Origin of the sequence: Trinickia sp., from assembly GCF_051953955.1 — a bacterium.
Lineage (GTDB): Bacteria > Pseudomonadota > Gammaproteobacteria > Burkholderiales > Burkholderiaceae > Trinickia.
Genome location: NZ_JBQCIF010000003.1, coordinates 17,949 through 43,885, shown reverse-complemented (window position 1 = coordinate 43,885; position 25,937 = coordinate 17,949). Strand labels below are relative to the sequence as shown.

22 protein-coding genes are annotated in these 25,937 nt (G+C 64.3%); 8 read left to right on the top strand and 14 right to left on the bottom strand.

Features of this window, described 5'->3' with window-relative positions; all coding sequences use genetic code 11:
* Positions 1-109: 109 nt before the first annotated feature.
* Positions 110-1,156 (top strand): Gfo/Idh/MocA family oxidoreductase, encoded by a 1,047-nt coding sequence (locus tag ACTHNZ_RS00775; RefSeq protein ID WP_440540580.1) that lies wholly within the window; start codon positions 110-112, stop codon positions 1,154-1,156.
* A gap of 127 nt (positions 1,157-1,283) precedes the next feature.
* A complete protein-coding gene (locus ACTHNZ_RS00770) occupies positions 1,284-1,511 on the top strand; it encodes a sulfurtransferase TusA family protein (RefSeq protein ID WP_115535308.1) in 228 nt (75 codons plus the stop codon).
* 77 nt (positions 1,512-1,588) lie between these two features.
* On the opposite strand, the gene galU is transcribed toward ACTHNZ_RS00770, so the two are convergent.
* On the bottom strand, positions 1,589-2,470 hold the full coding sequence (gene galU, locus ACTHNZ_RS00765) for a UTP--glucose-1-phosphate uridylyltransferase GalU (protein WP_440540576.1): 882 nt from the start codon (positions 2,468-2,470) through the stop codon (positions 1,589-1,591).
* Positions 2,471-2,523: 53 nt separating this feature from the next.
* Positions 2,524-5,406 (bottom strand): valine--tRNA ligase, encoded by a 2,883-nt coding sequence (locus ACTHNZ_RS00760; RefSeq protein WP_440540575.1) that lies wholly within the window; start codon positions 5,404-5,406, stop codon positions 2,524-2,526.
* Positions 5,407-5,631: 225 nt separating this feature from the next.
* Between ACTHNZ_RS00760 and ACTHNZ_RS00755 the strand changes: the two genes are divergently transcribed.
* The gene (locus tag ACTHNZ_RS00755) at positions 5,632-8,016 is read left to right on the top strand and encodes a UvrD-helicase domain-containing protein (protein ID WP_440540574.1); all 2,385 of its coding nucleotides are present in this window, start codon (positions 5,632-5,634) and stop codon (positions 8,014-8,016) included.
* Positions 8,017-8,053: 37 nt separating this feature from the next.
* The gene (locus tag ACTHNZ_RS00750; protein ID WP_440540573.1) at positions 8,054-8,869 is read left to right on the top strand and encodes a 5'-methylthioadenosine/adenosylhomocysteine nucleosidase; all 816 of its coding nucleotides are present in this window, start codon (positions 8,054-8,056) and stop codon (positions 8,867-8,869) included.
* Positions 8,870-8,901: 32 nt separating this feature from the next.
* Here ACTHNZ_RS00750 and ACTHNZ_RS00745 read toward each other — a convergent pair whose 3' ends face one another.
* From ACTHNZ_RS00745 to ACTHNZ_RS00735, 3 genes are all read right to left on the bottom strand, one after another.
* Positions 8,902-9,177: a type II toxin-antitoxin system RelE/ParE family toxin gene (locus ACTHNZ_RS00745; RefSeq protein WP_440540572.1), complete on the bottom strand. Its 276-nt coding sequence runs from the start codon at positions 9,175-9,177 to the stop codon at positions 8,902-8,904.
* On the bottom strand, positions 9,174-9,644 hold the full coding sequence (locus ACTHNZ_RS00740) for a hypothetical protein (RefSeq protein ID WP_440540571.1): 471 nt from the start codon (positions 9,642-9,644) through the stop codon (positions 9,174-9,176). The genes ACTHNZ_RS00745 and ACTHNZ_RS00740 overlap by 4 nt, the downstream gene beginning before the upstream one ends.
* 215 nt (positions 9,645-9,859) lie before the next feature.
* A complete protein-coding gene (locus tag ACTHNZ_RS00735) occupies positions 9,860-11,122 on the bottom strand; it encodes an MFS transporter (protein ID WP_440540570.1) in 1,263 nt (420 codons plus the stop codon).
* Between the two features lie 394 nt (positions 11,123-11,516).
* Here ACTHNZ_RS00735 and ACTHNZ_RS00730 point away from each other — a divergent pair, with 394 nt between their 5' ends.
* Positions 11,517-13,193 (top strand): methyl-accepting chemotaxis protein, encoded by a 1,677-nt coding sequence (locus ACTHNZ_RS00730; protein ID WP_440540569.1) that lies wholly within the window; start codon positions 11,517-11,519, stop codon positions 13,191-13,193.
* A 351-nt stretch (positions 13,194-13,544) separates the two neighbouring features.
* Positions 13,545-14,291, top strand: coding sequence for an SGNH/GDSL hydrolase family protein (locus ACTHNZ_RS00725; RefSeq protein ID WP_440540568.1), 747 nt, complete (start codon positions 13,545-13,547; stop codon positions 14,289-14,291).
* A 44-nt stretch (positions 14,292-14,335) separates the two neighbouring features.
* Here the strand turns inward: ACTHNZ_RS00725 and ACTHNZ_RS00720 are convergent, their stop codons facing one another.
* The 4 genes from ACTHNZ_RS00720 to ACTHNZ_RS00705 all read right to left on the bottom strand — a co-directional run bounded on the left by ACTHNZ_RS00720 (position 14,336) and on the right by ACTHNZ_RS00705 (position 19,253).
* The gene (locus ACTHNZ_RS00720) at positions 14,336-15,220 is read right to left on the bottom strand and encodes an efflux RND transporter periplasmic adaptor subunit (protein ID WP_440540567.1); all 885 of its coding nucleotides are present in this window, start codon (positions 15,218-15,220) and stop codon (positions 14,336-14,338) included.
* 73 nt (positions 15,221-15,293) lie between these two features.
* Positions 15,294-15,497 carry a DUF1656 domain-containing protein gene (locus tag ACTHNZ_RS00715; RefSeq protein WP_440540579.1) on the bottom strand — a complete coding sequence of 68 codons (204 nt, stop codon included), beginning with the start codon at positions 15,495-15,497 and terminating at the stop codon, positions 15,294-15,296.
* On the bottom strand, positions 15,484-17,679 hold the full coding sequence (locus tag ACTHNZ_RS00710; RefSeq protein ID WP_440540566.1) for an FUSC family protein: 2,196 nt from the start codon (positions 17,677-17,679) through the stop codon (positions 15,484-15,486). Before ACTHNZ_RS00710 ends, ACTHNZ_RS00715 begins: the two co-directional genes overlap by 14 nt.
* 11 nt (positions 17,680-17,690) lie before the next feature.
* Positions 17,691-19,253 (bottom strand): efflux transporter outer membrane subunit, encoded by a 1,563-nt coding sequence (locus ACTHNZ_RS00705; RefSeq protein ID WP_440540578.1) that lies wholly within the window; start codon positions 19,251-19,253, stop codon positions 17,691-17,693.
* 180 nt (positions 19,254-19,433) lie between these two features.
* Here ACTHNZ_RS00705 and ACTHNZ_RS00700 point away from each other — a divergent pair, with 180 nt between their 5' ends.
* Positions 19,434-20,372: a LysR family transcriptional regulator gene (locus ACTHNZ_RS00700; protein WP_440540565.1), complete on the top strand. Its 939-nt coding sequence runs from the start codon at positions 19,434-19,436 to the stop codon at positions 20,370-20,372.
* A 97-nt stretch (positions 20,373-20,469) separates the two neighbouring features.
* Here the strand turns inward: ACTHNZ_RS00700 and ACTHNZ_RS00695 are convergent, their stop codons facing one another.
* Both ACTHNZ_RS00695 and ACTHNZ_RS00690 read right to left on the bottom strand, forming a co-directional pair.
* Positions 20,470-20,643, bottom strand: a complete 174-nt coding sequence (locus tag ACTHNZ_RS00695) for a hypothetical protein (RefSeq protein ID WP_440540564.1) — start codon at positions 20,641-20,643, stop codon at positions 20,470-20,472.
* A 42-nt stretch (positions 20,644-20,685) separates the two neighbouring features.
* Positions 20,686-21,015: a DUF2288 domain-containing protein gene (locus tag ACTHNZ_RS00690; RefSeq protein WP_440540577.1), complete on the bottom strand. Its 330-nt coding sequence runs from the start codon at positions 21,013-21,015 to the stop codon at positions 20,686-20,688.
* 70 nt (positions 21,016-21,085) lie between these two features.
* Here ACTHNZ_RS00690 and ACTHNZ_RS00685 point away from each other — a divergent pair, with 70 nt between their 5' ends.
* A complete protein-coding gene (locus ACTHNZ_RS00685) occupies positions 21,086-21,616 on the top strand; it encodes a cytochrome b (RefSeq protein ID WP_440540563.1) in 531 nt (176 codons plus the stop codon).
* Positions 21,617-21,721: 105 nt separating this feature from the next.
* On the opposite strand, the gene ACTHNZ_RS00680 is transcribed toward ACTHNZ_RS00685, so the two are convergent.
* The 3 genes from ACTHNZ_RS00680 to ACTHNZ_RS00670 form a co-directional block, all read right to left on the bottom strand.
* On the bottom strand, positions 21,722-23,350 hold the full coding sequence (locus ACTHNZ_RS00680) for an acyl-CoA synthetase (protein WP_440540562.1): 1,629 nt from the start codon (positions 23,348-23,350) through the stop codon (positions 21,722-21,724).
* Between the two features lie 457 nt (positions 23,351-23,807).
* Positions 23,808-24,515 (bottom strand): peptidoglycan DD-metalloendopeptidase family protein, encoded by a 708-nt coding sequence (locus ACTHNZ_RS00675; RefSeq protein ID WP_440540561.1) that lies wholly within the window; start codon positions 24,513-24,515, stop codon positions 23,808-23,810.
* 186 nt (positions 24,516-24,701) lie between these two features.
* Positions 24,702-25,610, bottom strand: coding sequence for an aldose epimerase family protein (locus ACTHNZ_RS00670; RefSeq protein WP_440540560.1), 909 nt, complete (start codon positions 25,608-25,610; stop codon positions 24,702-24,704).
* Positions 25,611-25,937 lie beyond the last annotated feature (327 nt).

The following is a 25,937-nucleotide window of genomic DNA, read 5'->3' as shown; positions in this document are numbered from 1 at the left end:
GGCATCGCCACTCGCGAAGCGAATGATGCCCTTGCCGCCGTTACGACCGAACATTCGATGACCTTACGTCTTCAAGACGATAGCGGCAAGGAGCGAGACAGTGACGACGATGGCAAAGCGCGGGCCGGTGCGGATCGGCATCGCGGGATTGGGCCGCCTAGGCAAGCGGCATGCGACGAACCTGGCTTATCGCGTGCCGGGTGCGGTATTGGCGGCGGCATGCAGCCCGGTCGCCGAGGAACTCGACTGGGCGCGGGATACGCTGCCCGATCCGCGGCGTTATTTGGACTACGAATCATTGCTCGCCGATCCCGAACTCGATGCGGTTTGGCTCGTCACGCCTTCGTCGCTTCATGCCGAGCAGATCGTGGCGGCGCTGCGCGCGGGCAAGCATGTGTTCTGCGAGAAACCGCTTTCGCTCGACGTGGCGGAGTGCGAACGCGTGCTAGGTGTCGCGCGCGAATATCCGCACTTGGAAGCGACGATCGGTTTCATGCGTCGCTTCGATCCTAGCTATCGCGATGCCTATGAGAAGGCGGCGGCGGGTTTGATCGGCCGGCCGTTCATGGTGCGCTCGCAAACGACCGACCAGAACGATCCCGATGGCTTCTTCGTGCGCTTTGCGCCGACCTCGGGCGGCATCTTCCTCGATTGCACCGTGCACGATATCGACGTCGCGCGCTGGTTCTTCGGCGGCGCGCGGGCGGTGCGTGCGTTCGCAACGGGCACGATCTCGCTCCATGAAGGACTGCGCGAGTTCGGCGATGTCGACAACGGCGTGGGCGTCGTCGAGTTCGAAGGCGGCCGGTTGGCGGTGTTTTATGCTTCGCGCACGATGGCGCATGGCAACGACACGCAAAGCGAGGTGATCGGGACGAGCGGGGCACTGGCGATCGGCCACAATCCGTGCAAGAGCCGCGTCGAGATCTACGAGGCGGGTGGGGTGCGCAGCGAGAGCACGCCGACGTTCTTCGATCGCTTCGAGGATGCGTTCCTCCATGAGGCGCAGGCATTCGTGCAGGCGGCGGCGACTCGTTTGGCAGGCGGCGTGCCCGGAACGCCGGCCGGAGCCACGCTGGCCGATGCGCTCGAAGCGACGAGGATTGGTCAAGCGCTGCGGGAGGCGTGCGTAAGCGGGGCGCCGGTGGCGCTGTAACCCTGCGCGTGCCCAAGCCGACCGTGAGGTAAAATCCTTGCTTTGCTTCTCGGTGGCTGGGCGCGGCGCGTTCCGGCGAGCGCATCGCTTAGGCGCCCGGGACGCTTCACGGGAAGACCAATTGTCGATGGAAATTCATAAGGAAGTCGATGCGCGCGGATTGAACTGTCCGCTGCCGATTCTGCGCGCGAAAAAGGCGTTGGCCGACATGCAAAGCGGCCAAATCCTCAAGGTACTGGCAACGGATCCCGGCTCGCAGCGCGATTTCGCCGCGTTCGCCAAGCAAACGGGCAATGAAATCGTCGAAAGCTCGACGCAGGACAAGACGTTCGTTTTTCTGATGCGGCGGCGCTGAGCCGTTGGCGCGTATAAAACAGTAAGGGCTACAGGCATGACGCCTGTAGCCCTTACTGTTTGCTAGCCGCTCGTGATTCAGCTATCCATCACCGGAGCGCGCGTGCGCAAGTAGTGGTCGAATTCCTCGGCCACTTCGGGGTGGCGCAGCGCGAACTCCACCGTCGCCTTCAAATACCCGAGCTTGCTGCCGCAATCGAAACGCGTGCCGTGATACTTGTAGGCGAGCACTTGCTCGTCGCCGAGCAGCGACATGATGCCGTCGGTGAGTTGAATCTCGCCGCCGGTCCCCGGCTTCAATGCTCGCAGGTGGTCAAAGATGCGCGGCTTGAGCACATAGCGGCCCACTACGCCGAGATTCGACGGCGCGACTTCAGGCGCCGGCTTTTCGACGATGCCCGACATCTTGATGATCGCGTCTTCCCACTCCTTGCCGTCGACGATGCCGTAGGAACGTGTTTCTTGCGGCGGAATCTCTTCGACCCCGATCACCGAGCTGTGATAGTGATCGAAGACGTCGATCATCTGCTTCATGACCGGGGGCTCGGCGTAGAGCAAGTCGTCCGCGAGAATGACGGCGAACGGGTTTTCGCCGACGAGCTTCTCGGCACACAGCACGGCGTGGCCCAACCCGAGTGCTTCGGGCTGGCGCACGTAGAAACAATCGACGTGACTCGGCTTGATGCTGCGCACGAGATCCAGCAGCTTTTCCTTGCCGCGCGCCTCGAGCTCGGCTTCGATTTCATACGACTTGTCGAAGTGATCCTCGATCGCACGCTTGCTGCGGCCCGTCACGAAGATCATCTCCGTGATGCCGGCCGCCATCGCTTCCTCGACGGCGTACTGGATCAGCGGCTTATCGACGATCGGCAGCATTTCCTTCGGGCTGGCCTTCGTGGCGGGAAGAAAGCGCGTGCCGAGGCCCGCAACCGGAAAAACAGCCTTGGTGACTTTTAGCATGGCATTACCCTAGTTGTACTGATGGGACCACGTGCCCAATACGACGCAAACGGTCAAGCCGGCAGGCGCGCGAGTTGCGCGCGGAGCTTGGCAACGGTGTCTCGATATTGTGACAGCCTTTTCTGCTCTTGCTCTACGACGGCAACCGGGGCTTTTGCGACAAAAGCCTCGTTTCCGAGCTTCGCGGAGCACTTGGCGATTTCCGCGTCGAGCCGAGCAATTTCCTTGCCTAGGCGCTCGCGTTCGGCTGCGACATCGATTTCGACGAGCAGTGCGAGCTTGTCGCCGCCGACGATCGAGATCGGCGCGCCTTGCGATTGCGCATCGAGCGTGGCTTCGTCGGCCACGATGCGCACCTCGGACAAACGCGCCAGCGCTTGGGCGTAAGGCGCGAACGTCTGCCATTGACCTGCGTCGCCGTGCACAAGCAGAGGGACCTTCGTTGCGGGCGATAGGTTCATTTCGCCGCGTAAGTTTCTGCAACAATCGATCGCGGCTTTGAGCCCGGCGGCCCAGCGTTCCGCATTTTCGTCGATTTTTTTCTGCTCCGCGCGCGGGTACGGTTGCACCATGATCGACGCTTCGCCGTCGGCTGCGCCCCGCGGATAGGCATCGGTCAACGGCGCCGCCTTTTGCCACAGCGCTTCCGTGATGAACGGAATGATCGGGTGCGCGAGCCGCAGCACCGTTTCGAGCACACGCAACAGCGTGCGGCGCGTGGCGCGCTGCTGCTCGGGCGTCCCGTTTTGGATCTGCACCTTCGCGAGCTCGAGGTACCAGTCGCAATACTCGTCCCAGACGAACTTGTAGATGGCGTTCGCGACGTTGTCGAAGCGATAGTCGGCAAAACCCTTCTCGACTTCGCTCTCTACACGCTGAAGCAGCGAGACGATCCAGCGGTCGGCCTGCGAAAAATCGGTGTAGCCGCCAGGGCCGCAATCGCCGGGTGCGCACGCGCCGGGCTTCGAAAAGCCGCAGTCGTGCCCCTCGCAATTCATCAGCACGAAGCGCGTCGCATTCCAGAGCTTGTTGCAGAAATTGCGATAGCCCTCGCAGCGTGCGAGGTCGAAGTTGACGTTGCGCCCGAGCGTGGCCATCGAGGCCATCGTGAAGCGTAGGGCGTCGGTGCCGAATGCCGGAATACCTTGCGCGAATTCCTTTCGGGTTTTTTTCTCGATCGACGCGGCTTGCTTCGGATTCATGAGGCCCGTCGTGCGCTTGGCGACGAGCGCTTCCAGATCGATGCCATCGACGATGTCGATCGGGTCGAGCGTGTTGCCCTTGCTCTTCGACATCTTCTGGCCTTCGTGATCGCGCACGAGCCCGTGTACGTAGACGGTTTTGAACGGCACCTTCCCGGTGAAATGCGTCGTCATCATGATCATCCGCGCGACCCAGAAGAAAATGATGTCGAAGCCCGTGACGAGCACGGACGAGGGCAGGAACGCGGCCAGCTCTTTCGTTTCGTTCGGCCAGCCGAGCGAGGAGAACGGCACGAGCGCGGACGAGAACCAGGTGTCGAGCACGTCGTCGTCGCGCGTAAGGCTGCCCGCATAGCCGCGGGCCTGCGCTTGCTCGCGCGCTTCGGCTTCGGTGCGCGCGACGAAGACTTCGCCTTGCTCGCCGTACCAGGCCGGAATCCGATGGCCCCACCAGAGCTGCCGCGAAATGCACCAATCCTGGATGTTCTCGAGCCACTGGTTGTAGGTCGTCGTCCAGTTTTCGGGGACGAACGCGATGTCGCCGTTGCGCACGACGTCGAGCGCGACTTGCGCGATCGACTTGCCGGGATGGAACGTGCCTTCCGGCGCCGGCTTGCTCATCGCGACGAACCATTGATCGGTGAGCAGCGGCTCGAGCACGACGTTCGTGCGATCGCCGCGCGGCACCATCAGCTTGTGGTCCTTTACCGATTCGAGCAGGCCTTGCGCTTCGAGATCGGCGACGATGCGCTTGCGCGCCTCGAAGCGGTCGAGGCCGCGGTAGGCCGCAGGCGCGTTGTCGTTGATCTTCGCTTCCAGCGTGAGGATTTCGATTTGCGGCAGGCCGTGGCGCTGCCCGACCTGATAGTCGTTGAAATCGTGCGCGGGCGTGACCTTCACGACGCCCGTGCCGAATGCTCGGTCGACGTAGTCGTCGGCGATGACGGGGATCGCTCGATCGCAAAGCGGCAGCTTGACCTGCTTGCCGATCAAGTGCGCATAGCGTTCGTCCTCGGGGTGGACCATGACGGCGACGTCGCCGAGCATCGTCTCGGGGCGCGTCGTGGCGACCGTCAGATGACCGCTGCCGTCGGCCAGCGGATAGCGGATGTGCCAAAGGTGGCCGTTCTCTTCCTCGCTCGCGACCTCGAGATCGGACACGGCCGTCATCAAGACGGGGTCCCAGTTGACGAGGCGCTTGCCGCGGTAGATGAGGCCCTGGTCATAAAGACGGACGAACACTTCGCTGACGACGTTCGACATCCTCTCGTCCATCGTGAAGTATTCGCGCGACCAGTCGATCGACGCGCCGAGGCGCCGCACTTGGTTCGTGATCGTCGAGCCCGATTTTTCTTTCCATTCCCACACGCGCTCGACGAATTGCTGGCGGCCCAGATCGTGGCGCGACACGCCTTGCTGATCGAGTTGCCGCTCGACGACGATTTGCGTGGCGATGCCGGCATGGTCGGTGCCGGGCAGCCAGAGCGTGTTGTCGCCGAGCATGCGGTGATAGCGCGTGAGGCCGTCCATGATCGTCTGGTTGAACGCGTGCCCCATGTGCAGCGTGCCCGTGACGTTCGGCGGCGGCAGTTGGATCGAGAAGTTGGGACGCGGTGCGCCGGACGCATCGGGCGTGAAGGCCGGTTTCGCGTAGCCGCGTTTTTCCCATTCGGGGCCCCATTGGGCCTCGATCGTCTGGGGCTCGAAACTCTTCGCCAGCGTGGTGTCGGTCATGGTTGGAAATCCGCCGAAAAATGCCTGAGATGATGTGGATGATCCGATCGAGAACCTGCGGGGAAGCCGCGGCCGGCTCGGTTGGCAGGGTCGAAACTCTCGATTATAAGGGGACGGCGGCTCGCCCCGGCGCTCGGCCTTATAATGATCGGCTTGCAAAGCGTTGCCGCCCGCGGCGGCGCTCGCCCCTTCCGTCGCCGAAGTTGCCGAAGAACCGCTCCCTCCATGCCAGAACTGCTCGCCAACCTGAACCCCGAACAATACGCGGCCGTCACGCTGCCGAACGAACCGGCGCTGATCTTGGCGGGGGCGGGCAGCGGCAAGACGCGCGTGCTCATCACGCGCATCGCGTGGCTGATTCAGCATGGCTTCGCGTCGCCGGCCACCGTGCTGGCCGTCACGTTCACGAACAAGGCGGCGCGCGAGATGATGTCGCGGCTCTCGGCGCTGCTGCCGATCGACACGCGCGGCATGTGGATCGGGACGTTCCACGGCCTGTGCAATCGCATGCTGCGCGCGCATCATCGCGATGCGGGGCTGCCTGCGACGTTCCAAATTCTCGATACGGCCGATCAACTCTCGGCGATCAAGCGCTTGATGAAGGGCCTGAACGTCGACGACGAGAAATATCCGCCCAAGAACCTGCAGTACTTCATCAACAATGCGAAGGAGCAGGGGCTGCGTCCCGACCAGGTGGACGCGACCGACAGCTTCAACCTGAAGTTCGTCGAGCTCTACCGCGCCTATGAGCAGCAATGCCAGCGCGAGGGCGTCGTCGATTTTCCCGAGCTGCTGCTGCGCTGCTACGAGCTGCTTGCGCACAACGCGCCGCTGCGCGCGCATTATCAGGCGCGCTTCAAGCAGATCCTCGTCGACGAGTTTCAGGATACGAACAAGCTGCAGTACGCGTGGCTGAAGCTGCTGGCGGGGCAGGGCAACGGGGCCGCCTCCGGTGCGATTTTCGCAGTCGGCGACGACGACCAATCGATCTATGCGTTCCGCGGCGCGAACGTCGGCAATATGCTCGACTTCGAGCGCGAGTTCAACGTCCGCAATCTGATCAAGCTCGAGCAGAACTATCGCTCGCACGGGCACATCCTCGATACGGCCAATGCCTTGATCGCGCACAATTCGCGCCGCCTCGGCAAGAACCTGCGCACGGACGCGGGGCACGGCGAGCCCGTGCGCGTCTACGAAGCGGCCACCGATTCGCAGGAGGCGGGTTGGATCGTCGAGGAAATCCGCGCATTGATCAACAACGGCGGCCTCGCGCGCAGCGAGATCGCGGTGCTCTATCGCAGCAACGCGCAATCGCGCACGATCGAGCACGCGCTCGTGAATGCGGGCATCGCTTACCGCGTTTATGGTGGTTTGCGCTTTTTCGAGCGGCAGGAGGTCAAGCACGCGCTGGCCTACTTGCGGCTCATCGATAACCCGAACGACGATACGGCGTTCGCGCGCGTCGTGAATTTTCCGACGCGCGGGATCGGTGCGCGATCGATCGAACAGTTGGCCGATGCGGCACGTTTGTACGGCTGCTCGATGGCAGCCGCGATCCCGTATGTCACGGGCAAGGCCGGCACGAGCCTCGGCTCGTTCGCCAATCTGATTGCGAAGATGCGCGCCGAAACGGAGCGGCTGAGCTTGCCCGAGACGGTCGAGTACGTCGTACGCGCGAGCGGCTTGTCCGAGTTCTATCAAAACGAGCGCGAGGGGCAGGACCGGCTCGAGAACTTGCAGGAACTCGTCAATGCGGCCACGGCGTTCGTCAGCGAGGAGGGCTACGGGCTCGACACGCCGGCGCGCTCGATCCGTCTGGCGCCTGGCGCCACCGCGGCGCCCGAGCTCGGTGCCCTCGGTGCCTTATCGCAGGGCGAGGACGACACGGTCGTGCTCGAAGCCGCCGGCCTGACCGACCCGGCGCAAAACCCCGACACGATGACGCCGCTCGCGGGCTTCTTGTCGCATGCGTCGCTCGAGGCCGGCGAAAACCAGGCGCAGGCGGGGCAGGAGGCCGTGCAGTTGATGACCGTGCATGCGGCGAAGGGGCTCGAGTTCACGGCGGTTTTCATCACGGGGCTCGAAGAGGGGCTGTTCCCGCACGAGAACAGCGCAACCGAAGCGGACGGACTGGAAGAAGAGCGCCGGCTCATGTACGTCGCCATCACGCGCGCGAAGGAGCGGCTCTATCTCTCGTTCGCGCAAAGCCGGATGCTCCACGGCCAGACCCGCTACAACGTGCGTTCGCGGTTCTTCGACGAATTGCCCGAGACGACGCTGAAATGGTTGACGCCGAAGGTCGAGGCCGGATCGCGCTGGGGCGGGCGGTCCGACAACGCCGGTTGGGGCCGGGACTGGTTCGCCCGGCCCGATCGCGGCGGTCAGACGGCGCACTTCGAAGCAGCGCCGCTGCCGGCGTTCGCCAACGAGCAGCGCGCGGCCGATACGGGTTTTCGCGTGGGCCAGCAAGTCTTTCACACGAAGTTCGGGGAGGGTGCGATCACGGCCCTCGAAGGCAGCGGCCCCGACGCCCGCGCGCAAGTGCGGTTCAAGCGGCACGGCGAGAAGTGGCTCGCCTTGTCCGTCGCGAAGCTGCAAGTGGTCGAATGATTCGAGCGATCCGAGCCTATTTCTTGAGCACGATTCAATGAGCATCTACACCGAAAACCTCGATGACAGCGGCAACGCGGCGGTGCGCCGGCTCGGCGTATTGGCGGCGCTGCCGCAAGAACTCGGCGATATCGTCGAGGCGATGCGGGCCGCCGGCGACATGCGCACCGTCACGCTCGGCCGGCGCGATTACCATGTCGGCACGGCGCATGGCGTGGCTTGCGTCGTTACGATGGCGCGCGTCGGCAAAGTGGCGGCTGCGGCGACGGCCAGTGCGCTGATTCACGTGTTCGGCGTCGATGCGATGGTGTTTACCGGTGTAGCCGGCGGTGTCGGCCGTGGCGTGCGCGTCGGCGACATCGTCGTCGCGGATTCGCTGATGCAACACGACATGGATGCCTCGCCGCTTTTCCCGCGCTACGAAGTGCCGCTGCTCGAGCGCGCCGGCTTCCCGGCGCATGCGCCGCTCGCCGATGCATTGGCGGCCGCCTGCGAACGGTTCCTGGCCGAAGCGGGCGCGGCGCTCGGCGAGCGCTTCGGATTCAAAGCGCCGCGCGTGCATCGCGGGCTGATCATCAGCGGCGATCGCTTCGTGTCCAGCGAGCGCGAAGTGCGCGCGCTGGCCGAAGCGCTGCCCGAGGCGATGGCAGTCGAGATGGAGGGCGCGGCCATGGCGCAGGTCTGCTACGAGCACGATGTGCCGTGTGCGATCGTGCGCACGATCTCCGATACGGCTGACGATCACGCGACGGCCTCGTTCACGAATTTCCTGACCGATATCGCCGGTGCCTATTCATCGGGCGTGCTGCGCGCGTTTTTGACTGCCTACGCCGAGGCGCCGGCGAGGCAGTGAGCCACAGTCTTCCGTTTCGGTGATAGATCGGCTCATGGGTATTTTTGCCGTGCGTGGACGACGCTCAATGCGGTAACCGTGCTGGTAGTCTCTTCGAGAATCACGATGTAGTTTGCGTGCGCTACTAGCTCGGTAGTGCCGGGAGCCCGGCCCGGTCGGCGCGGAAACTTTGGATCCGCTAGCATGTCCACCTGATCATCTATATGTAACCACATCTCGGCTCCAGCCCCCGGGCTGTCTTCGGCAATGTGGGCCTCAATTGCATCGAGGTCGTCTCGATAACTTTCCGCACGGACGACAACCGTCATCTGCCGTCACGCTGCCGTTTCTTGGCGGCCCGGATGGTCTCCCATTGGTCGGGCATGATGCGCCGGTTCGTGCCGTTTTCGAGGCCGGCGCGCGCCGCATCGACCTTTCGCTGGATCCATTCGGTATGCGACAGCGCTTCATGCGCTGCTTTCAGATGCGCGGCGCGATCGGGACGTGCACGGCGTTGCAACGCTTGATCTTCGGGGCGCCACTGCTGGCTATCAATATGCGCTTCGCTTATTCCCAACTCGCGTAGCAGCAGGAGCGCTTTTCGGGGATCGGCAAACTTGCGCACCTCTGGCGCAGAGCGCGCCTTGCGTGCTTTGACGAGCTTTGCAGGGCCGCCTCGGGTCTCGATTTGTATCTCGAAAGAAGGCCCCTCGCCGTGCAAAGTGACCGAAAGCACGGCGCCCGCTTGTTGCGTTGCGCGCAATTGCTCTAGCGTCAAGAGCTGCATGATGTCCATCCGTTGCGGATCGAGAAACGTCGCGCAATAGTACATCATGCGAACAAGTAATTGTTATGTGTCGAAAAAATCATCGTTGACGGCTCCATTGCGATGACGAGACAACCCTCGCCGAGTGCCGCAAAGTAACTGTCTCGAAGCGTTGCTGCCTGGAAATTCCCGGTTTTCGGACCAGGTGAACCCACGCGTGCGCGCGGGTTCACCGATACCGCTCGTTACGCGCGCACCTGGCGCTTGGTTTCGAGGTTGGGCAGGAACATCGTCAAAATGCCGATCAGCGGCAAGAACGAGCACACCTTGTAGACAAAGCTGATGCTCGTGGCGTCCGCCAGATCACCGAGCACGGCCGCCCCCACGCCGCCGAGGCCGAATGCGAAGCCGAAGAACAGGCCCGCCACCATGCCTACGTTGCCCGGAATCAGCTCTTGGGCGTAGACGATGATGGCCGAGAACGCCGAGGCCAGCACGATGCCGATCACCACCGTGAGCACGCCGGTCCAGAATAGGTTTGCGTAGGGCAACATCAGCGTGAACGGCGCAACGCCGAGGATCGACGCCCAGATGACGTATTTGCGGCCGATGCGATCGCCGATCGGACCGCCGATGATCGTGCCTGCGGCCACCGCGGCAAGGAACACGAACAAGTGGATCTGGGCGGCTTGCACCGAGAGATGGAACTTGTCGATCAGATAGAACGTGAAATAACTGTTCAGGCTTGCGAGATAGAAGTACTTGGAAAACACCAGCAGCACGAGCACGCCGATGGCGAACGCGACGCGTGACTTCGACAGCGACGGATGCATCGCACGGGCGCCGGCTTTTTTCTTCGTCGCCGGATGGCGGCTATACCAGCGGCCGATATTGGCGAGCACCACGATCGCCACGAGCGCCGCCACCGAGAACCAGGCGATGCTGCGCTGGCCGTGCGGCATGACGATGAGCGCGGCGAGCAGAGGCCCGAGCGAGGAGCCCGCGTTGCCGCCGACCTGGAACAGCGACTGCGCGAGCCCGTAACGCCCGCCCGACGCCATGCGCGCGACGCGCGACGATTCCGGGTGAAACACCGACGAGCCGCAGCCGACGAGCGCCGCGGCGATGAGCAGCACGCCGAAATTCGGTGCCATCGACATCAAGACGAGCCCCGACAGCGTGAATCCCATGCCGACGGGCAGCGAGTAGGGCTGCGGACGCTTGTCGGTGTAAAAACCAACGAGCGGCTGCAGCAGCGAGGCCGTGATCTGGTAGGTCAGCGTGATGAGGCCGATCTGCGCGAACGAGAGCGAGAAGTTCTCCTTCAGCATCGGATAGATGGCCAGGATCAGCGACTGAATCATGTCGTTGAGCAGATGCGAGAAGCTGATCGCGCCGAGAACCGAATAAACGGTGCGCGAAACGGTGCCGGCCGCCGCTTGGGCCGGAGCCTGGCTTGCCGCTGCCGGATCGCCGGAAACGGTGTTTTTCTGAATGCTCGTTTGCATCGTGGGCACTTTGAGGAAAGGAAAAACGGCACGCGCGGCGTCGGAACGACGCGCGGCCATCAGTTCGTCGGATGTAACCGTAAGCGAAGTGTAGTTTGTCTCGAATGGAGCAATCGGACAAAGTTTGTCGTAAACAAGACATCATGTGCGGACCGGTTCAGCCCCGGACACCGTGCCGTGGCCGAGCAGCGCTCGCCGTGTGCCGCGCGTGACCTCGCACTGCCTTTTTGTCGAGGTATAAGACAGTCGGCGGCCACGAGTCGTCGAGCACCGGGTTTACATAGGCCCTCGCGCACTAAAGAAGTGCACGCGCGTGCCGTTGACCCGATAGGTACGTAAAGGATTGCGTCGCCTTAACCCACGGCGGCCAGAGAAATAAGAAGGGGAATGACATATGAAGGCAGTTTCGCTGGGCAGGCGCTCGGGCGCAGGTTTCGTTGCGGACGGCACGGGGGCCGGCGGCAGATCGCACAAGGGGACGGCGAAGTCGAGGCTGCATGCGTTGTCGGTGAAGGCTTCGCTGCGTTTGGCGTTTGCGGTGGTGCTCGTCGGCACGCTTGCGATCGGCGTATTTTCGCTGACGCAGATCGACCGGCTGAACGGCTCGACGAAGTCGATCTACGAGCAGGGCCACGTCGCGAGCCGCGCGGCCGAGGAAGTGCGTGCGAACGTGCTGCGCGCGAGCCGCGCGCAGAAAATGCTGCTGACGGCCACGACGGCGAAGGAACGCGACGAGCTCGGCAACGACATCGAAAAGGGGCTGTCTTCGATCAACGGCGAGATCGGTGCGTTGCAACAGTACACCGACGCTTCCGATGCCGACGGTCTGGCGGAGCAGAAAAAGTTCGCCGCCGCGGTGAGCACGTGGGCCGGGCACTTGCGCACGTTCGTGACGCTCGTGAAAGCGCAGTCGCTCGATCTGTCGCAGATGAACTGGCAGGTCGGCATGCAAGACGTTTCGCTGCTCGTCGAGACCGGCAAGCTCGAAAAGCTCGTCGACGAACTCGTGGAGCATCGCGGCACGGCAGCAAAGGCGACCATCGAGAAATCGGCATTCATTTTCAAGTCGTCGTTCGCCATGATCGCTGCGATGACGATCGCCTTGATTTTGGTCGCCTTCGTCGTCAGCGAGTGGGTCGTGCGGCGCCTCACTCATCAACTCGGCGGCGAGCCGGCCTATGCGAAGCAGATCGCGAGCCATATCGCCTCCGGCGATCTGTCGAACGAGATCAAGCTCGGCAAGAAGGACAATTCGAGCGTGCTTTATGCCCTGACGGAAATGCAGACAGGGCTGGCCTCAACGGTGGGGGAAATCACGGCGAGCGCCGAGGCGATTTCCTCGGCGGCCGGCGAAATCTCGATGGGCAACCTCGACTTATCGCAACGCACGGAGCAGCAAGCCGTCTCGCTCGAGCGCACGGCGACGAGCATGGAGCAGCTCACGTCGACCGTGAAGCAAAATGCCGACAACGCCAAGCAGGCGAGTTCGCTGGCCAACAACGCGTCGGAAATCGCCTCGACTTGCGGCGACGTCGTTTCGCGCGTCGTGACGACGATGGGCGAGATCAACGATAGCGCGAAGAGCATCGGCGACATCATCGGCGTGATCGACGGCATTGCGTTCCAGACGAACATCCTCGCGCTGAACGCGGCCGTGGAGGCGGCGCGCGCGGGCGAGCAGGGGCGCGGTTTCGCGGTCGTGGCGGGCGAAGTCCGTTCGTTGGCGCAGCGCAGTGCTGCCGCGGCCAAGGAAATCAAGACGCTCATCAACACGTCGCTCGACCGCGTTGCGAACGGCTCGAGCCTCGCGACCGATGCGGGGCGGACGATGGACGAAGTGGTGAAGGCGGTCAAGCGCGTGACGGACATCATGGGCGAGATTTCGGCGGCTTCGTCGGAGCAAAGCGCGGGGATCGAGGAAGTGAATCGCGCGGTCACGCAGATGGACGCCGGCACGCAGCAGAACGCCGCGCTCGTCGAAGAGGCGACCGCCGCGGCGCGCTCGCTCGACGATCAGGCCAAGGCGCTCAAACGGCTGGTCGGACAGTTCAAGCTGCGCGCGGCGCGTTGAGCCGACGACGGCGTCGAGGCAGGACGCAAACGGGCCGCACATCGAGTGCGGCCCGTTTGCTTTGGGGGGCGGGCGAACGCCTACCTATGCGGTGACGCGGCAATCATGCGAATGGGGCGATCGACGAATCAGTACCGCGTGGCAGACGTGATCGTTGAATGTGGAGCAAACCGACTAACAATCGAAAAGACGATTCTGTCTAAAATCCAACATCAACTCTGATTGTGATGTGTCGGAGTTTGCACTGATTATTTTAACGATTCTTTTAATCGTTGACTTGCAATGCGGGGATAAATAGAATTCGCCATCCGGAAAACCGGGGTAATACATGACCCTTGATGAACGCAAGCCATGCTGACTCTATACAAGATCGCTCTCGGCCCGGTCTTGATCGCCCAAGCGCGATGGCTGCGTGCCACTGCGCTGCGATTGCCGGAGGCGGCCGGCCCGCGCCGCGGCGTGGAAGGTGAGTGTTCAAAGTCGGTTCCTCCTTTGCGCATTCTGATCGTCGGCGATTCCTCCGCGGCTGGCGTAGGCGTGCAAGAACAGTCGCATGCGCTCGCGCAGCCTCTCGCGCGATTGCTGTCGGCGGTCACAGGCCGCCGCGTCGCATGGCAATTGCTTGCCAAATCCGGCGTCAACACCCGCGAGGCCTTGGATTTGTTGATACGCAGCGAAGTCGAGCCGGCCGATTATTTGGTCACCGCGCTAGGGACGAACGACGTCACGTCGCAGTGCCAGCCGAATCGTTTCATACGCGACTACATTGCACTTTCCGAGCATCTGCGCGAACGGACGGGGGCGAGGGGAATGGTCGTAACGGGATTGCCGCCGTTGCGTATCCTTCCGGCCGCACCGCATCCGTTGCGGTGGTACTTGGGCCGCTACGCGCTTCGGCTCGATCGCCTGCTGCAAAGCTGGGCCAGCCTGCATGCGGCGCGGCGCTACGTTTCGCTCGAGTGGGCCGCGAACCCGGACGAAATGGCGATCGATCGCTACCACCCGGGGCCAGGCCAGTACCGGCGATGGGCCGAACTGGTCTGTGAGGAGATCGCGACGCTGTGGCGCGGCGACGGCGGTATGCCCGCCTTGCCCTAGCGCGTTGGCCATTGCATTGCGATCCGAAGCGATCCCGGGCCTTCTCAACGCGCCGACGTGCGGGCCTCCGCCTCCGGCGACACCACTACCGTACAAGTCGTCCCCGCGGCGAGCACGAGCCCATCGGGCACCTTGTCGATGTGAATCCGCACGGGCACGCGCTGCGCGAGCCGCACCCAATTGAACGTGGGGTTCACATCCGCAACGAGTTCCCGGCTTTGCGGGTTGTCACGATCATAGATCCCGCGCGAGATGCTCTCCACGTGGCCCTGGAGCACGCCGCCGCTCATCAACCGAATCTCGGCCTTGTCGCCGATCTTCACGCGCGGCAATTTCGTTTCCTCGAAGTACCCGTAGACCCAGAACGACTGGCTATCGACGATGGCCAGCTTCGGCGCGCCCGCCGTCGCGTAATCCCCGCGGAACACCGAGAGATTCGTGACGTAGCCATCGACAGGCGATACGACCGTCGTTCGCGAAAGGTTCAGCTTGGCCGCATCGAGTGCCGCCACGGCCTGTTGATACTGCGCCTGTGCCGCCGTTGCCGCGCTCGATGCGTTCTCGCGGTTCTCCTTCGAGACGACGAGGCTGTCCATATCGGCCCGCCGCGCGGCGTCGGCACGGCGCATCTGCCATTCGGCACGGCGTGCGGCCACGGCTGCCTCGGCCTGCTCGACGGCCACCTGGTAATGCGCGGGATCGATCCGCATCAGCACTTGGCCTTTCTTGACGAACATGTTGTCGGCCACGGGCAGATCGACGATCGCGCCCGACACGTCGGGTGCGATATTGACGATCTGCGCACGCACGCGGCCATCGCGTGTCCAAGGCTCGTCCATGTAGTGCACCCAAAGCCGATGGCCGATGGCCAGCGCGATCACGAGCAGCAGTGCCGTGGCGATGAAACCGATGATGTGTCGAAGCGTCATGATTGCAGGTCTGAAAAAGAGCAAAGCCCGAAGGTCCCGTTTCGCGCGTGCCTATCGCGTGCCTATCGCCTGCCTACCGGTAGACGGCGAGCCCGAGCACGCCGCAAATGCAGACGAGCAGGCTCGCGCGAAACAGCGCGGGGTGCCAGACGAAGCGGTAAAGGCCGGCTAGCCCCAGCAGCCGGTCGACGATCCAGGTCAGCGCCGCGCCGCCGATGCAAAGCGGTATCAGCATGGGAATGTAGGCGCCGAAAACGGCGATCTCACGATGCATGATCAGCTCCTTGGTGCCGTGCCGGTGCCCCGCCCGCATAGCGCGCGAGCGGCGAATGGGGGTCGATGAGCGCCGTGCGCACGAAGTGCAGGTAGCTCAGGATGCGTTGCAGCCGATGCCGGTCCTCGCGCGGCGGAGCGAACGCCGCCAACGCCTGCTGCGTGGCGGCGATCGCGCCGAAATTCGCCGCGAGCGCGGCATCGAGGCGCGCATCCGTCGGCCGTGCGAACAGTGCGGTCAACGCCTTGGCCGATTGCGCGATGCCGCGCCGCCACGGCATCGTCCGCGCATAACGCGCGTCGCTCGGCAAGCCAGCCAGCTCACGGCGCAGATCGATGACGGCGTGGCCGACTTCCAATACCGCGATGAGCCAAGCGAGCGCGTCGCGCTGTTCGGCCGGATCGCGCTCCATCAGCGCATAGGCTTGAAAGGCGAGATCGCGGGCACGGCTTTCGAAGCGTCCGCGCACGGTCGGGATCGGCGCCTTGCAGGCCAGCACGACTTGCCGTCGCAAATCGGCGAGCAAGTGCCCGCGCAGCCAGGGCGTCGATGGCGGCAACAGGACGGCGAACGCGATCGCGCAGACCGCCATCGACAGCACGAGCGCCAAGGCTGTGTTCGCGTAGCCGGCCGGATCGTAGCGCACGAGGTTGTCGGGGCCCGCCAGCACGCAAAAGAAGATGCAGTAGCCGGCGCCGTAGCCCGCGAGCTTCGGGCGCGTCGTCATGAAGATGCCGAGCGCGAGCGCCGGCGCAAGCACCGCGCACAGCAGCACGAAGCCGTCGATGTGCGGATAGGCCCCGAACACGACGATGAACCCGACGAGCGTGGCGAGCACCGTGCCGAGCGCCATCTGATTGGCCATGCGAGTTGGGCGCGGCGAGGACGACGCCAGCGCGCAGACCGCTGCCGCGTTGAGCACGAGCGTTGCGCCGTCTGGCCAAGCCGACGCGATCCAAAATGCGCTGAGCGCAGCCATGACGATGGCGCCGCGGATGCCGGCGACGAACGTGAGGACGGCATTCGTCTTCGGCTCGTAGCGTTCCGGTGTGCGTTCGCGCTCGTGCGTGGACGCTGCGAGCGATGCATAGGTCAGCGCATAGGCGTGCATGTCGTCGACGAACCGGTAAAGCAGTTCGGCCGCCGTATCGAAGTCGAGCAGCGGAAAGCCGGGGCGCTCGGCGAGCATCGCGCGCGCATCGCGAACCCGTTTCGGCAGCGCGGCCTTGAACGCCTCGAGCCTGCGGGCGGAGCCGGCCGCATCGCGCGCGGTCAACACCGGCTCGCCGGGCGTATGCAGCAGCGGCGCCAATTCCATGAAGTACGGCTCCAACGCATTCACGGCCTCGGTGGCGCTGGCACTGCGCAGGCGATTCATCAACTGATGGAGGGCATGAAAACGCGTCGAGGCCGTCATGAACTCGCTGTTCAAGCGCGCGAGACGCCCGCTGCGCCCGCGAGACTCCGGCCCCTCGAAGACGGCGATGCTGCGCATCGCTTCGAAGCCGACGATTTCGGCGAGAAAGCGCGCGTTCTGCCGTTCGATTTGCGCGCGGTCGACCTGCCCCGACAGCGCCGCCGCCACGTATTCGACGAACGCCGAGAAACGCGCGCGCACGGTCGAGCGCATTTGCAGGCTCGCGTGCTGCGGGAAGACGAGGGCGCCGACGAAGCCCGCGCATAAGACCCCGAGCGTGACTTCAGCGGCGCGTGTGAGCGCCGAAAGGAACGCGCCGTCGGGATGCTGGGCGGCCGGGATGCCGATCAGCGCCGCCGTGTAGCCGGCGAGCAGAAAGCCATACGAACGGAAGTTGCGGTTGCGCGCGGCGCCGGCCGTGCAGATGCCGGTCCACAGCGCCAGCGCGCCGAGAAACAGTTCTCGCTGCGGCGCGAACACGGCGATCAGGAACAGCGTGGCCACGAGCCCGACGAGCGTGCCGCCGATCCGGTAAAAGCTCTTCGCGAGAATGGCGCCGCTTTGCGGCTGCATGACGATGAACACGGTCGTCATGGCTGTGCGCGGCTGCGGCAAATCGAGCCGCATCGCAATGCCGAGCGCGAGAAATGCCGCGGCCAATGCCTTGACCAGATAGATCCAGGTGAGCCCGTCGGTGCGAGCCCAATCCGCTAGGGCGGCTTGCAGGGCCGGCAGCGGGCGAGGTGAGGGGGAGGCGGGGTCGGCCATGGCGCTCGTCCTTACCTCGGCTCGCCTTGCTTGCCGCCGGCTTCGTGCTCGGCGGCGGGCGCATCGTCGTCCGGCGCAAGGCTTTTGAGCACCTTCCCTCCGAAGGCGACGTGCCGCGAAGGCTGCATGGCGTCGGTGTCGGGGCCATCGCCAGGCACCGTGAGTCCGCCGCCCAGCGCGCCCATCAGCGACGCATAGGCAGCCAGCCGCGCCGCGCGTATTTGCGCGACGCCCTGCTGCGCAGCGAGCCATTGCGTTTCGCTGACGATCACGTTGACGTAGTCGTTCAAGCCGCGCTTGAAGCCGAGTTGCGCGAGCCGATAGCTACGCTCGGCGACGGTAATCGAGCGCTCGGCCTCGCCTTGCTGCGCATCGAGCGAATGCAATTGCACGATTTGGTCGGCGATTTGCTTGAGCGCCGCAACGACGGTCGCGTTGTAATGGTCGACGGCTTCGTCGTAGCCGGCCGATGCCGCACCGAGCCGGCTGCGCAGCGCGCCGCCTTCGAAGATCGGCAGCGACAGCGCCGGCCCCGCAGTCCAGGCGCCGTTGGCGGCATGCAGGAATTGGAACAACGCGCCGCCCGCCGCGAAGCCCCCTATCGACGCCATCAGGTTGATGTTCGGATAGAACGCCGCGTGGGCCACGTCGATGCCGCGTGCCGCGCCCGCCACGGCCCAGCGTGCCGCGACGACGTCGGGCCGGTGCCCGATCAACTCGGCCGGCACCGCGGAAGGCAGGGCGGCCTGCGCGTCGAGCGACAGCGCCGGCCGCGTCAGCGTGGCGCCCGCTCCGGGACCTTGGCCCATCAGCGCCGCGAGTTGATTGCGATCGAGATCGATCGCCTCGTGCAGTGCCTCTATGCGGCGCTCGTACTCGGGCAGCGGCGCCTGTGCCTGGCTCACTTCGAGTTGCGTGCCGATGCCGCCGGCCACGCGTCGCTTGGCCAACGCCAACAGTTGTTGCTGGCGCGCGAGCGTATCGTTCGCGATGTCGAGCAGCGCATATTGCTTGGAAAAGTCGACGTAGGCGCGCACGACGTTCACTTCGAGCTCGAGTCGAGCGGCTCGCTCGCTGGCCGCGCGTTCGTGCGCCGCATCGAGCGCGCGCTCGTGCGCATGCTCATCCGAGCCCCACAGATCGAGGCGATAGGAGAAGCCCAGCGTACCGGTGTTGTTCCAGGTCGTCTGATCGGCGAGTTCGCCGGGGCCGTAATAGAGCGGATTGTCGGCCCAGTGCTGGCGCGTGATCGACAGATTGCCCTGCACGTGCGGCGCGAGCTCCGCCGCGGCTACGCCTGCGAGCGAGCTCGCTTCGCGCACGCGGGCGGTGGCGGCAGCGAGCGTGGGATTGCCGGCGATGGCTGTCGCGACGAGCGAATCGAGTTGTGCGTCGCGGTAGCTTTGCCACCAATGCGCGTCGGGCCAGCGGGCGCTGCGGTCGGCCGCGCGCACCGCCGCGCCGACGTCGAGCGCGGACGGATCGACCGCGTTTTGCTGCGGCGCAATGCCGCCCGTGCTTGCACATCCGGCCATTATTATCGACAGTGCAAGAAATGCGGAGGCGATACGCATCTTGCCGATCGGCAATCGCACGATTTTCTCCCTTTGGCGACGCTATTGGACGCAGTCGATTATATTTTTCGGTGGATTGTCGAATAAGCCGTAAGGATGTAATGCATTCTTACCTCGTTTGAGATAATCCGCGTTGCGGAACGTGCAACAATCGCGGCGCAGAGATACGAAGGGGTGGGTATGGATACGCTTCAAAACATGCGCGTCTTCGTGCGCGTCGTCGAGTCCGGCAGCTTCACCGCGGCCGCGCAACATCTGAACACGACGACCGCCTACGCGTCGCGCGCCGTTTCCGATCTGGAAGCGCACTTGCACACGCGCTTGCTGAACCGGACCACCCGCCGCATCGCGCTGACCGAGGCGGGCAAACGTTATTTGCAACGCTGTCAGCAGATCCTCGCCTATGTCGAGGAAGCCGAGGCGGAGGCGGGCGATGCGCACGCGCGGCCCTCGGGCAAGCTGCGCCTGCATGCCATGGCCAGCTTGGGCATGCATTACATCGTGCCGGCCGTCGGCCGCTATCAGCGGCGCTACCCCGACGTATCGGTCGAGATGACGCTTGCTCAGCGGACCCCGGACCTGCTCGACGAAGGCTTCGACGTTTCGGTCGTAGTCGGTTACGAGTTGCCCGATTCGGGCTTGATCTCGCAGCGGCTCGGCACGGTCTTCAGCATCGCCTGTGCCTCGCCGGCGTATCTCGAGCGCCGCGGCGTGCCGCGCACACCGTCGGAACTCGCCGAGCATGCCTGCCTGCGCATCGTCACGCCGGCTTCGGTCTTCGACAAATGGAATTTCGACGGTCCCAACGGCACGGAAACTTTCACGGTATCGGCGCCCGCGTTTCAGGTGAACGGCGCCGATTCAATGGCGATCGCCGTGCGAGAAGGCATGGGCATTGCGGTACTGCCTACGTATGCGGCGATGCGCTGGCTCGAAAGCGGTGAATTAGTCTGGATATTGCCGGAGTACACGGCGATGCAGCTCAACGTCTATGCGCTCTATCCGTCGCGGCAATATCTCGACGCAAAGATTCGCACCTGGGTCGACTTTCTGCATGACGAATTGCCGACGACGCTCGCGGCGGAGCAAGCGGCTCTGCGGAAATTCGCGCGCACGTAGCCACCCGCGCGATGCACCTCGCCCGGTGACCGCCGGCGCAATGCGCCGGTTCGTGCCGAAGCCCTCCGCAGGCGTTTCAGCGCGTAATGTTCAGCGCTTAATGCTTCGTGCGGTGCCAGCCCAGCATGTGATGCTCGGCCAGCCAATGATGAATCATGCCTTCGCCGTTGTGCTCGCGCTTGTACGAGCGTGATTCGAAAATCGTCAACGCCAGCAGCACGAGCAGTCCGACGCATAGTCCGACCAGGCCGGCAATCGATTCGGCGTCCATGGCAGCCTCCTTTCCGCGGTTTCACGATCGCGCTACTCCATACTAGGACATGCCGCGCTCTTGTACACAGACCCACGGGGAAACGACGACGGCCCACAATTCCGGATCGCGGGACGCGAAATCGGCGGCCGTTTCCGCTTGCATGCGCTCGACGAGCCCCGCCGAGAGCCATTGAGCGACTTGCGTGGAATCGTCCTCGGCGATGGCGGCGGCGACCGTCACGAGATCGAGATCGCGCGCGACGCGCAGCAGCATGCCGCGCGCGAAAAAGCGCTCGAGCTCGGGCCAGGCAATCTTGGCCGTTTCGGCGAGCAGCTTCAGATAAAGCGGGCTGTGGCCCGGGGCGGCGTCGGGGCGCTCGGAGGAGGTCATGGCGATCACTGCGTTCATTCGTGGGGGTCGTCACTATAATCGATCTTTTTTTGTGCTCCACGAGGTGATTATGTCTGGCGCCATCGCCGCTCCGAAATACGACCCGTTCGCCCGCCTGCTGCATTGGCTGATCGTGCTGCTGTTGATCGCTCAGTACATCGTGGCCTGGACGATGCCGGACATTCATCGCGGCACGCAGCCGCTTGGGCTCATCGCCGTGCATCTCGACCTTGGCGCCTTCATCATCGTGATCACGGTCGTGCGCGTGATTTGGCGCTTGGTGCGCAAGGAACCGGCTCCCGCGGAGGGAACCGCACTGACGCGCGATGTGGCGTACCTGACGCACGGCCTGCTCTATCTTCTGTTGATCGTGCAGCCCGTGCTGGGGTGGGTCAATGCGTCGTCGCGCGGATGGCAAGTGACCCTCGCCGGGGTGAATCTGCCGCCGCTCGTGGCGACGGGCTCGTCCCTCGGCCACCAGATGGGCGACGTCCATGCGCTGCTCGCATGGGCCATGCTTGCGCTCATCGGCTTGCACGTTGCCGCTGCGCTCTACCATCACTTCTTGCTGCGCGATCGCGTGCTGCGCCGGATGATGTAACGCTCGGGTGCTGTGCCGCCAGGGCCGTTTCGAGCCGGGCTCGGGCTCGGGCTCGGGCTCGGGCTCGGGCTCGGGCGGTCGATCGGCATGCTCGGCCTGTGAGCCTCAGCCGAGCGTGCGTAGCTCGCGACGCACGATTTTCCCCGTGGCCGTCATCGGCAGACTTTCGACGAATGCGATCGCGCGCGGATACTCATGCGCGGCCAGTCGCGTGCGCACGTGATCTTGGATCTCGCGCACGAGCGCGTCGCCCGGCGCATAGCCCGCGTTCAGTACGATGAATGCCTTGACGATCTCGGTGCGCGCCGCATCGGGCACGCCGACGACCGCGGCCATGCGCACGGCCGGATGGCCGAGCAGGCAATCCTCGATCGGGCCGGGGCCGATCCGGTAGCCCGCGCTCGTAATGACGTCATCGTTGCGTCCGACGAAACGGATGAATCCATCGGCATCCATCACGCCAATGTCGCCCGTCACGAGATACTCGCCCGCGAATTTCTCGCGCGTCGCCTCATCGTTGCGCCAATAGCCGAGGAACATGACCGGATCGGGTGCGTGAATGCCGATATTGCCTTCCGTGCCGGGAGGCAGCACGCGGCCGGCGTCGTCGACGATCTCCACGCGGTGGCCCGGCACGGCCTTGCCGATCGAGCCGATGCGAGGCTCGAACAGGACGCTGCACGAACTGACGACGACGTTGCATTCCGTCTGACCATAGAACTCGTTCAGCGTCACGCCGAGCGCTGCGCGGCCCCATTCGATCAGCTCTTCGCCGAGCGATTCGCCGCCGCTCGAGACAGCGACCAAGGACAGTGCGTGGCGTTCGCGCGGGCGCTCGACCGTGCGCAGCATCTTGAGCGCCGTGGGTGGCAAGAACGCGTGCGTGACTTGGTGCCGTGCCATCAGATCGAACGCGCTTTCCGGGTCGAACTTTTCGAACCGGCGCGCGAGCACGGGCACGCCGTGGTGCCATGACGGTAAGAGCACGTCGAGCAGGCCCCCGATCCACGCCCAGTCCGCGGGCGTCCACATGAGCCGCGCGTTCTCGGGAAAGAACGCTTGCGGCATCTCGACGCCGGGCAAGTGCCCGAGCAGCACCCGATGCGCGTGCAGCGCCCCTTTCGGCTTGCCGGTGGTGCCTGACGTATAGATGATGATGGCCGGGTCGTCCGCGCGCGTGTCCACTGGCTCCAGCACCCGTACTTCATGTTCGAGCGATGACCAGAACGGCAGCGCGCCCGCCGCCTGCAATGCCTGCTCGTCGCCATCGATGCAATAGACCGTCTTCAATTCGGGCAGCGAGTCGCGAATTTGCGCAATCTTCGCCAGCCCCGCCGTGTCGGTGACCAGCGCGACGGCACCACTGTTGGATAGCCGATACTGCAAGGCCTCGACGCCGAACAGCGCGAACAACGGCACGGCGATCGCGCCGAGCTTGTAGGCGGCCAAGTGCGCAAGCGCGGTCTCGGGGGCTTGCGGCAGGAAAATCCCGACGCGCTCGCCGCGCGCCACTCCATGACGCGCGAAGCTGTGCGCGAGCTGATTGGACAGCGCCTTCAGTTCGTCGAAGCCGTAGCGCGTCACGGTACCGTCGCGCTGCTCATAGACGAGCGCGAGCCGGTTGGTGCCGTCGGCCCATTTGTCACAGACATCGACGCCGATGTTGTAGCGTTCGGGGATGCGCCACGCAAAGCCGGCGGCGAGGGTTTCGTAGCTGCTCGTTCGGATTAGCATGCCGTGTCTCCTTTAATCCTCTTATCTTCTGCCGGCTTGGCGGATTCGTCGTCGATTAAATCGGAAAAAATACGAAACAATTGCGAGCGGACCGATCAAGTCAGTCGAATGCAGATTAATCGCGGGTCAATCGGCGTTTTCCGCCACCGCAGTGGAAGGGTCGGCTCCGGTGCTTCCCGCGGGCGCTGCAGCCCTTTTGCATCCGTTTGCGTGCGACCTCATAAGCGACGTCCTCCAGCTTCGGCGTATTTCTATGACATTATCTAGGCACTATGTGCCAATTACCGCTCTTTGCTCGATAAATCGATTGTGCTGCTATTGCGAAATCGCTAAATTTGATATCGGCGCACGGCGAACCGGTCCTTTGCCTCACTGCGCCGAACCCCCGTTGGCCCGGCTCGTCCGGGCCTCTTTTTTTAAGACGCCCGGCCACCGGCTGCCACCGCTTGCCTGAACTTTAGCGCGTCGGCAGGTAGCGGGAAGGATCGATCGACTTTCCGCCGTAGCGCAACTCGAAGTGCAGGGCCACGCGATCGTTGTCGGTGTCGCCCATCTCGGCGATTTTCTGGCCTTGCGCGACGCGTTCTCCTTCCTTCACGAGCAGCGCTTGATTATGCGCATAGGCCGTGAGGAAGTCCGCATCGTGTTTGACGATCACGAGGTTGCCGTAGCCGCGCAAGCCGTTGCCCGCGTAGACGACGGTGCCCGGTGCCGCCGCGACGATCGGCGTGCCCGCCGTGTTGGCGATGTCGATGCCCTTGTAGGTGACGCCGTCGAAACCGTGAATGACCTTGCCGGTAGTGGGCCAAATCAGCGAGATTCCACGGGCCGGCGGCGCTGTCTCGGGGCCCGCGCGCGAAGGTTCGGTGCTGGAGTTGGGCGCGGGAGCCGCACCGGGGCTCGTGCGGATCGGTGCGCCCGCCGCCGCATTCGCTCCGGGCGGGACTACGCGCAGCACCTGACCGACTTCGATCGAATCGGGATTCGTCAGGTTGTTCCAACGGACGATGCTTTGCACCGACTCATGGTGGCGGCGCGCGATTTTCGTGACCGTATCGCCGCGCTCGACTCGATAGTACCCGGGCGCGACGGGCGCCGATCCGCACGCGGCCAGCACCGCCGCCAGCGGCACGCACGCGAGCCGCATCATCGTTTTCCGCAACATTGAACCTCGCTCGACTTCTGAAACGCTTCTCATGCTTCGCCGCGCCCTCGACGAGGCGCGGCGGACAAAACGTCCGATTGTAGCGGGGTTAAGGCCGACGAATGCGTGTAAAAGACGAATTCGGACGGATGCGTGCTCCGTTGCCTTCGGTGCGCCGGACGATGAAGCGCGAGCGCCGTTGCACCGTTAGCCGAGGTCCGATACGCGAATCCGCAGCGAAGCCGTCTCGGTGCGCCCCGGTTCGAGCCAGCGCAGGCCGAGCCCGTTGTGGATCGCATCGGGCAAGCCGAGCCAAGGTTCCACGCAATAGAAGTCGGACGTATCGGTTTCGGTCCAGGTCGTGACCGCATACCAGGGCACTGAGCCTTCGCGGTCGACGTCGATGTCGATGCGCCGGCGCAGCGCCGGACATTCGAGCCGCACCGGCGTGGCCGGCACGCCTTGCAGGCAATGGAAGCGGTCGTGGATGAACGGGTCGTCGAGCGTGTACTGCGCTTCGCCGGGCTCGGGGGTGCTGATCGAGCCATCCTCGAGCTGCCGGCGGCGCACCGTGGGCGGCAACTCGAGCGTCGTCTCGGCGCGCAGCGCATGCGGCAACGCGAAGTAGAAATGATGGCCGGCGTAGTAGGGCAGCCGCGCATCGCCGGTGTTCGACGTGCTCAGCGCGACCTCGAGCGTATGCGTATCGGCGAGCCGGTACGCCGCCTCGAAGCGGAACGAGAACGGATATTGCACGCGTGTGGCCTCGGTATCGGTCAGCGTCATGCGGATGCCGCGGCCGTCGGCATCGACTTCGTGCGAGAACGGCAGATCGCGCGCGAAGCCGTGCATCGGTAGTGCGCGCACGACGCCTTGCGCGTCGCGCCACTCGCCGATGCGGCCGTCGACGCGGTGCCGGCCCAGGAACGGGAACAGCAGCGGATTGCCGCCGCGCACGCGCGGCACGTTGTTCCAATCTGCCCGCTCGGGCCAGTAAATGACCGTCTCCTCGCCGATGCGCCAACTGAGCAGCCGTCCGCCGAGTTGCGGAGCGAGCTGAAGGCGCGACGAACCATGCGCGATATCGACGAGAGCCTGCGTGGGGGATGCAGTCATGATGGGCGGTGCTCGATGAGGAAGTTGAGAGCGTAGCGCTCGGTGCTTGCCGCGGGGAACGCGAACCGTGCGTTCGGCACGCGGCGACATGCGATTGTGCCTCGGGTTCGGCTCCGGAAAAACCCTGCTCGGGAAATTGCCCGCTTTCGGGAACGAAAGGCTCGGCTCATAATGGCGGGGCCTGCGGATATTTTGTCTTTTTGCACCGTTGCGCGGCCGGGCCAGCACCGCCCAGCGCCGCTGGGGCCGTCCCATCCGCTGTAGCGTCAATCGCAAACCGTTCCGGAGCCAGCATGGATCTCGCCATGGCAATGGGCCTTGCGCTGT

What these genes read in the sequence shown, in the direction of transcription:
- galU (WP_440540576.1), bottom strand. Translation starts at nt 2,470, where the DNA reads ATGCTAAAAGTCACCAAGGCTGTTTTTCCGGTTGCGGGCCTCGGCACG.
- ACTHNZ_RS00740 (WP_440540571.1), bottom strand. Translation starts at nt 9,644, where the DNA reads ATGGACATCATGCAGCTCTTGACGCTAGAGCAATTGCGCGCAACGCAA.
- ACTHNZ_RS00685 (WP_440540563.1), top strand. Translation starts at nt 21,086, where the DNA reads ATGTCTGGCGCCATCGCCGCTCCGAAATACGACCCGTTCGCCCGCCTG.
- ACTHNZ_RS00750 (WP_440540573.1), top strand. Translation starts at nt 8,054, where the DNA reads ATGAGCATCTACACCGAAAACCTCGATGACAGCGGCAACGCGGCGGTG.
- ACTHNZ_RS00700 (WP_440540565.1), top strand. Translation starts at nt 19,434, where the DNA reads ATGGATACGCTTCAAAACATGCGCGTCTTCGTGCGCGTCGTCGAGTCC.
- ACTHNZ_RS00670 (WP_440540560.1), bottom strand. Translation starts at nt 25,610, where the DNA reads ATGACTGCATCCCCCACGCAGGCTCTCGTCGATATCGCGCATGGTTCG.
- ACTHNZ_RS00730 (WP_440540569.1), top strand. Translation starts at nt 11,517, where the DNA reads ATGAAGGCAGTTTCGCTGGGCAGGCGCTCGGGCGCAGGTTTCGTTGCG.
- ACTHNZ_RS00710 (WP_440540566.1), bottom strand. Translation starts at nt 17,679, where the DNA reads ATGGCCGACCCCGCCTCCCCCTCACCTCGCCCGCTGCCGGCCCTGCAA.
- ACTHNZ_RS00705 (WP_440540578.1), bottom strand. Translation starts at nt 19,253, where the DNA reads ATGCGTATCGCCTCCGCATTTCTTGCACTGTCGATAATAATGGCCGGA.
- ACTHNZ_RS00770 (WP_115535308.1), top strand. Translation starts at nt 1,284, where the DNA reads ATGGAAATTCATAAGGAAGTCGATGCGCGCGGATTGAACTGTCCGCTG.
- ACTHNZ_RS00680 (WP_440540562.1), bottom strand. Translation starts at nt 23,350, where the DNA reads ATGCTAATCCGAACGAGCAGCTACGAAACCCTCGCCGCCGGCTTTGCG.
- ACTHNZ_RS00690 (WP_440540577.1), bottom strand. Translation starts at nt 21,015, where the DNA reads ATGACCTCCTCCGAGCGCCCCGACGCCGCCCCGGGCCACAGCCCGCTT.
- ACTHNZ_RS00695 (WP_440540564.1), bottom strand. Translation starts at nt 20,643, where the DNA reads ATGGACGCCGAATCGATTGCCGGCCTGGTCGGACTATGCGTCGGACTG.
- ACTHNZ_RS00725 (WP_440540568.1), top strand. Translation starts at nt 13,545, where the DNA reads ATGCTGACTCTATACAAGATCGCTCTCGGCCCGGTCTTGATCGCCCAA.
- ACTHNZ_RS00775 (WP_440540580.1), top strand. Translation starts at nt 110, where the DNA reads ATGGCAAAGCGCGGGCCGGTGCGGATCGGCATCGCGGGATTGGGCCGC.
- ACTHNZ_RS00720 (WP_440540567.1), bottom strand. Translation starts at nt 15,220, where the DNA reads ATGACGCTTCGACACATCATCGGTTTCATCGCCACGGCACTGCTGCTC.
- ACTHNZ_RS00735 (WP_440540570.1), bottom strand. Translation starts at nt 11,122, where the DNA reads ATGCAAACGAGCATTCAGAAAAACACCGTTTCCGGCGATCCGGCAGCG.
- ACTHNZ_RS00745 (WP_440540572.1), bottom strand. Translation starts at nt 9,177, where the DNA reads ATGACGGTTGTCGTCCGTGCGGAAAGTTATCGAGACGACCTCGATGCA.
- ACTHNZ_RS00755 (WP_440540574.1), top strand. Translation starts at nt 5,632, where the DNA reads ATGCCAGAACTGCTCGCCAACCTGAACCCCGAACAATACGCGGCCGTC.
- ACTHNZ_RS00760 (WP_440540575.1), bottom strand. Translation starts at nt 5,406, where the DNA reads ATGACCGACACCACGCTGGCGAAGAGTTTCGAGCCCCAGACGATCGAG.
- ACTHNZ_RS00675 (WP_440540561.1), bottom strand. Translation starts at nt 24,515, where the DNA reads ATGTTGCGGAAAACGATGATGCGGCTCGCGTGCGTGCCGCTGGCGGCG.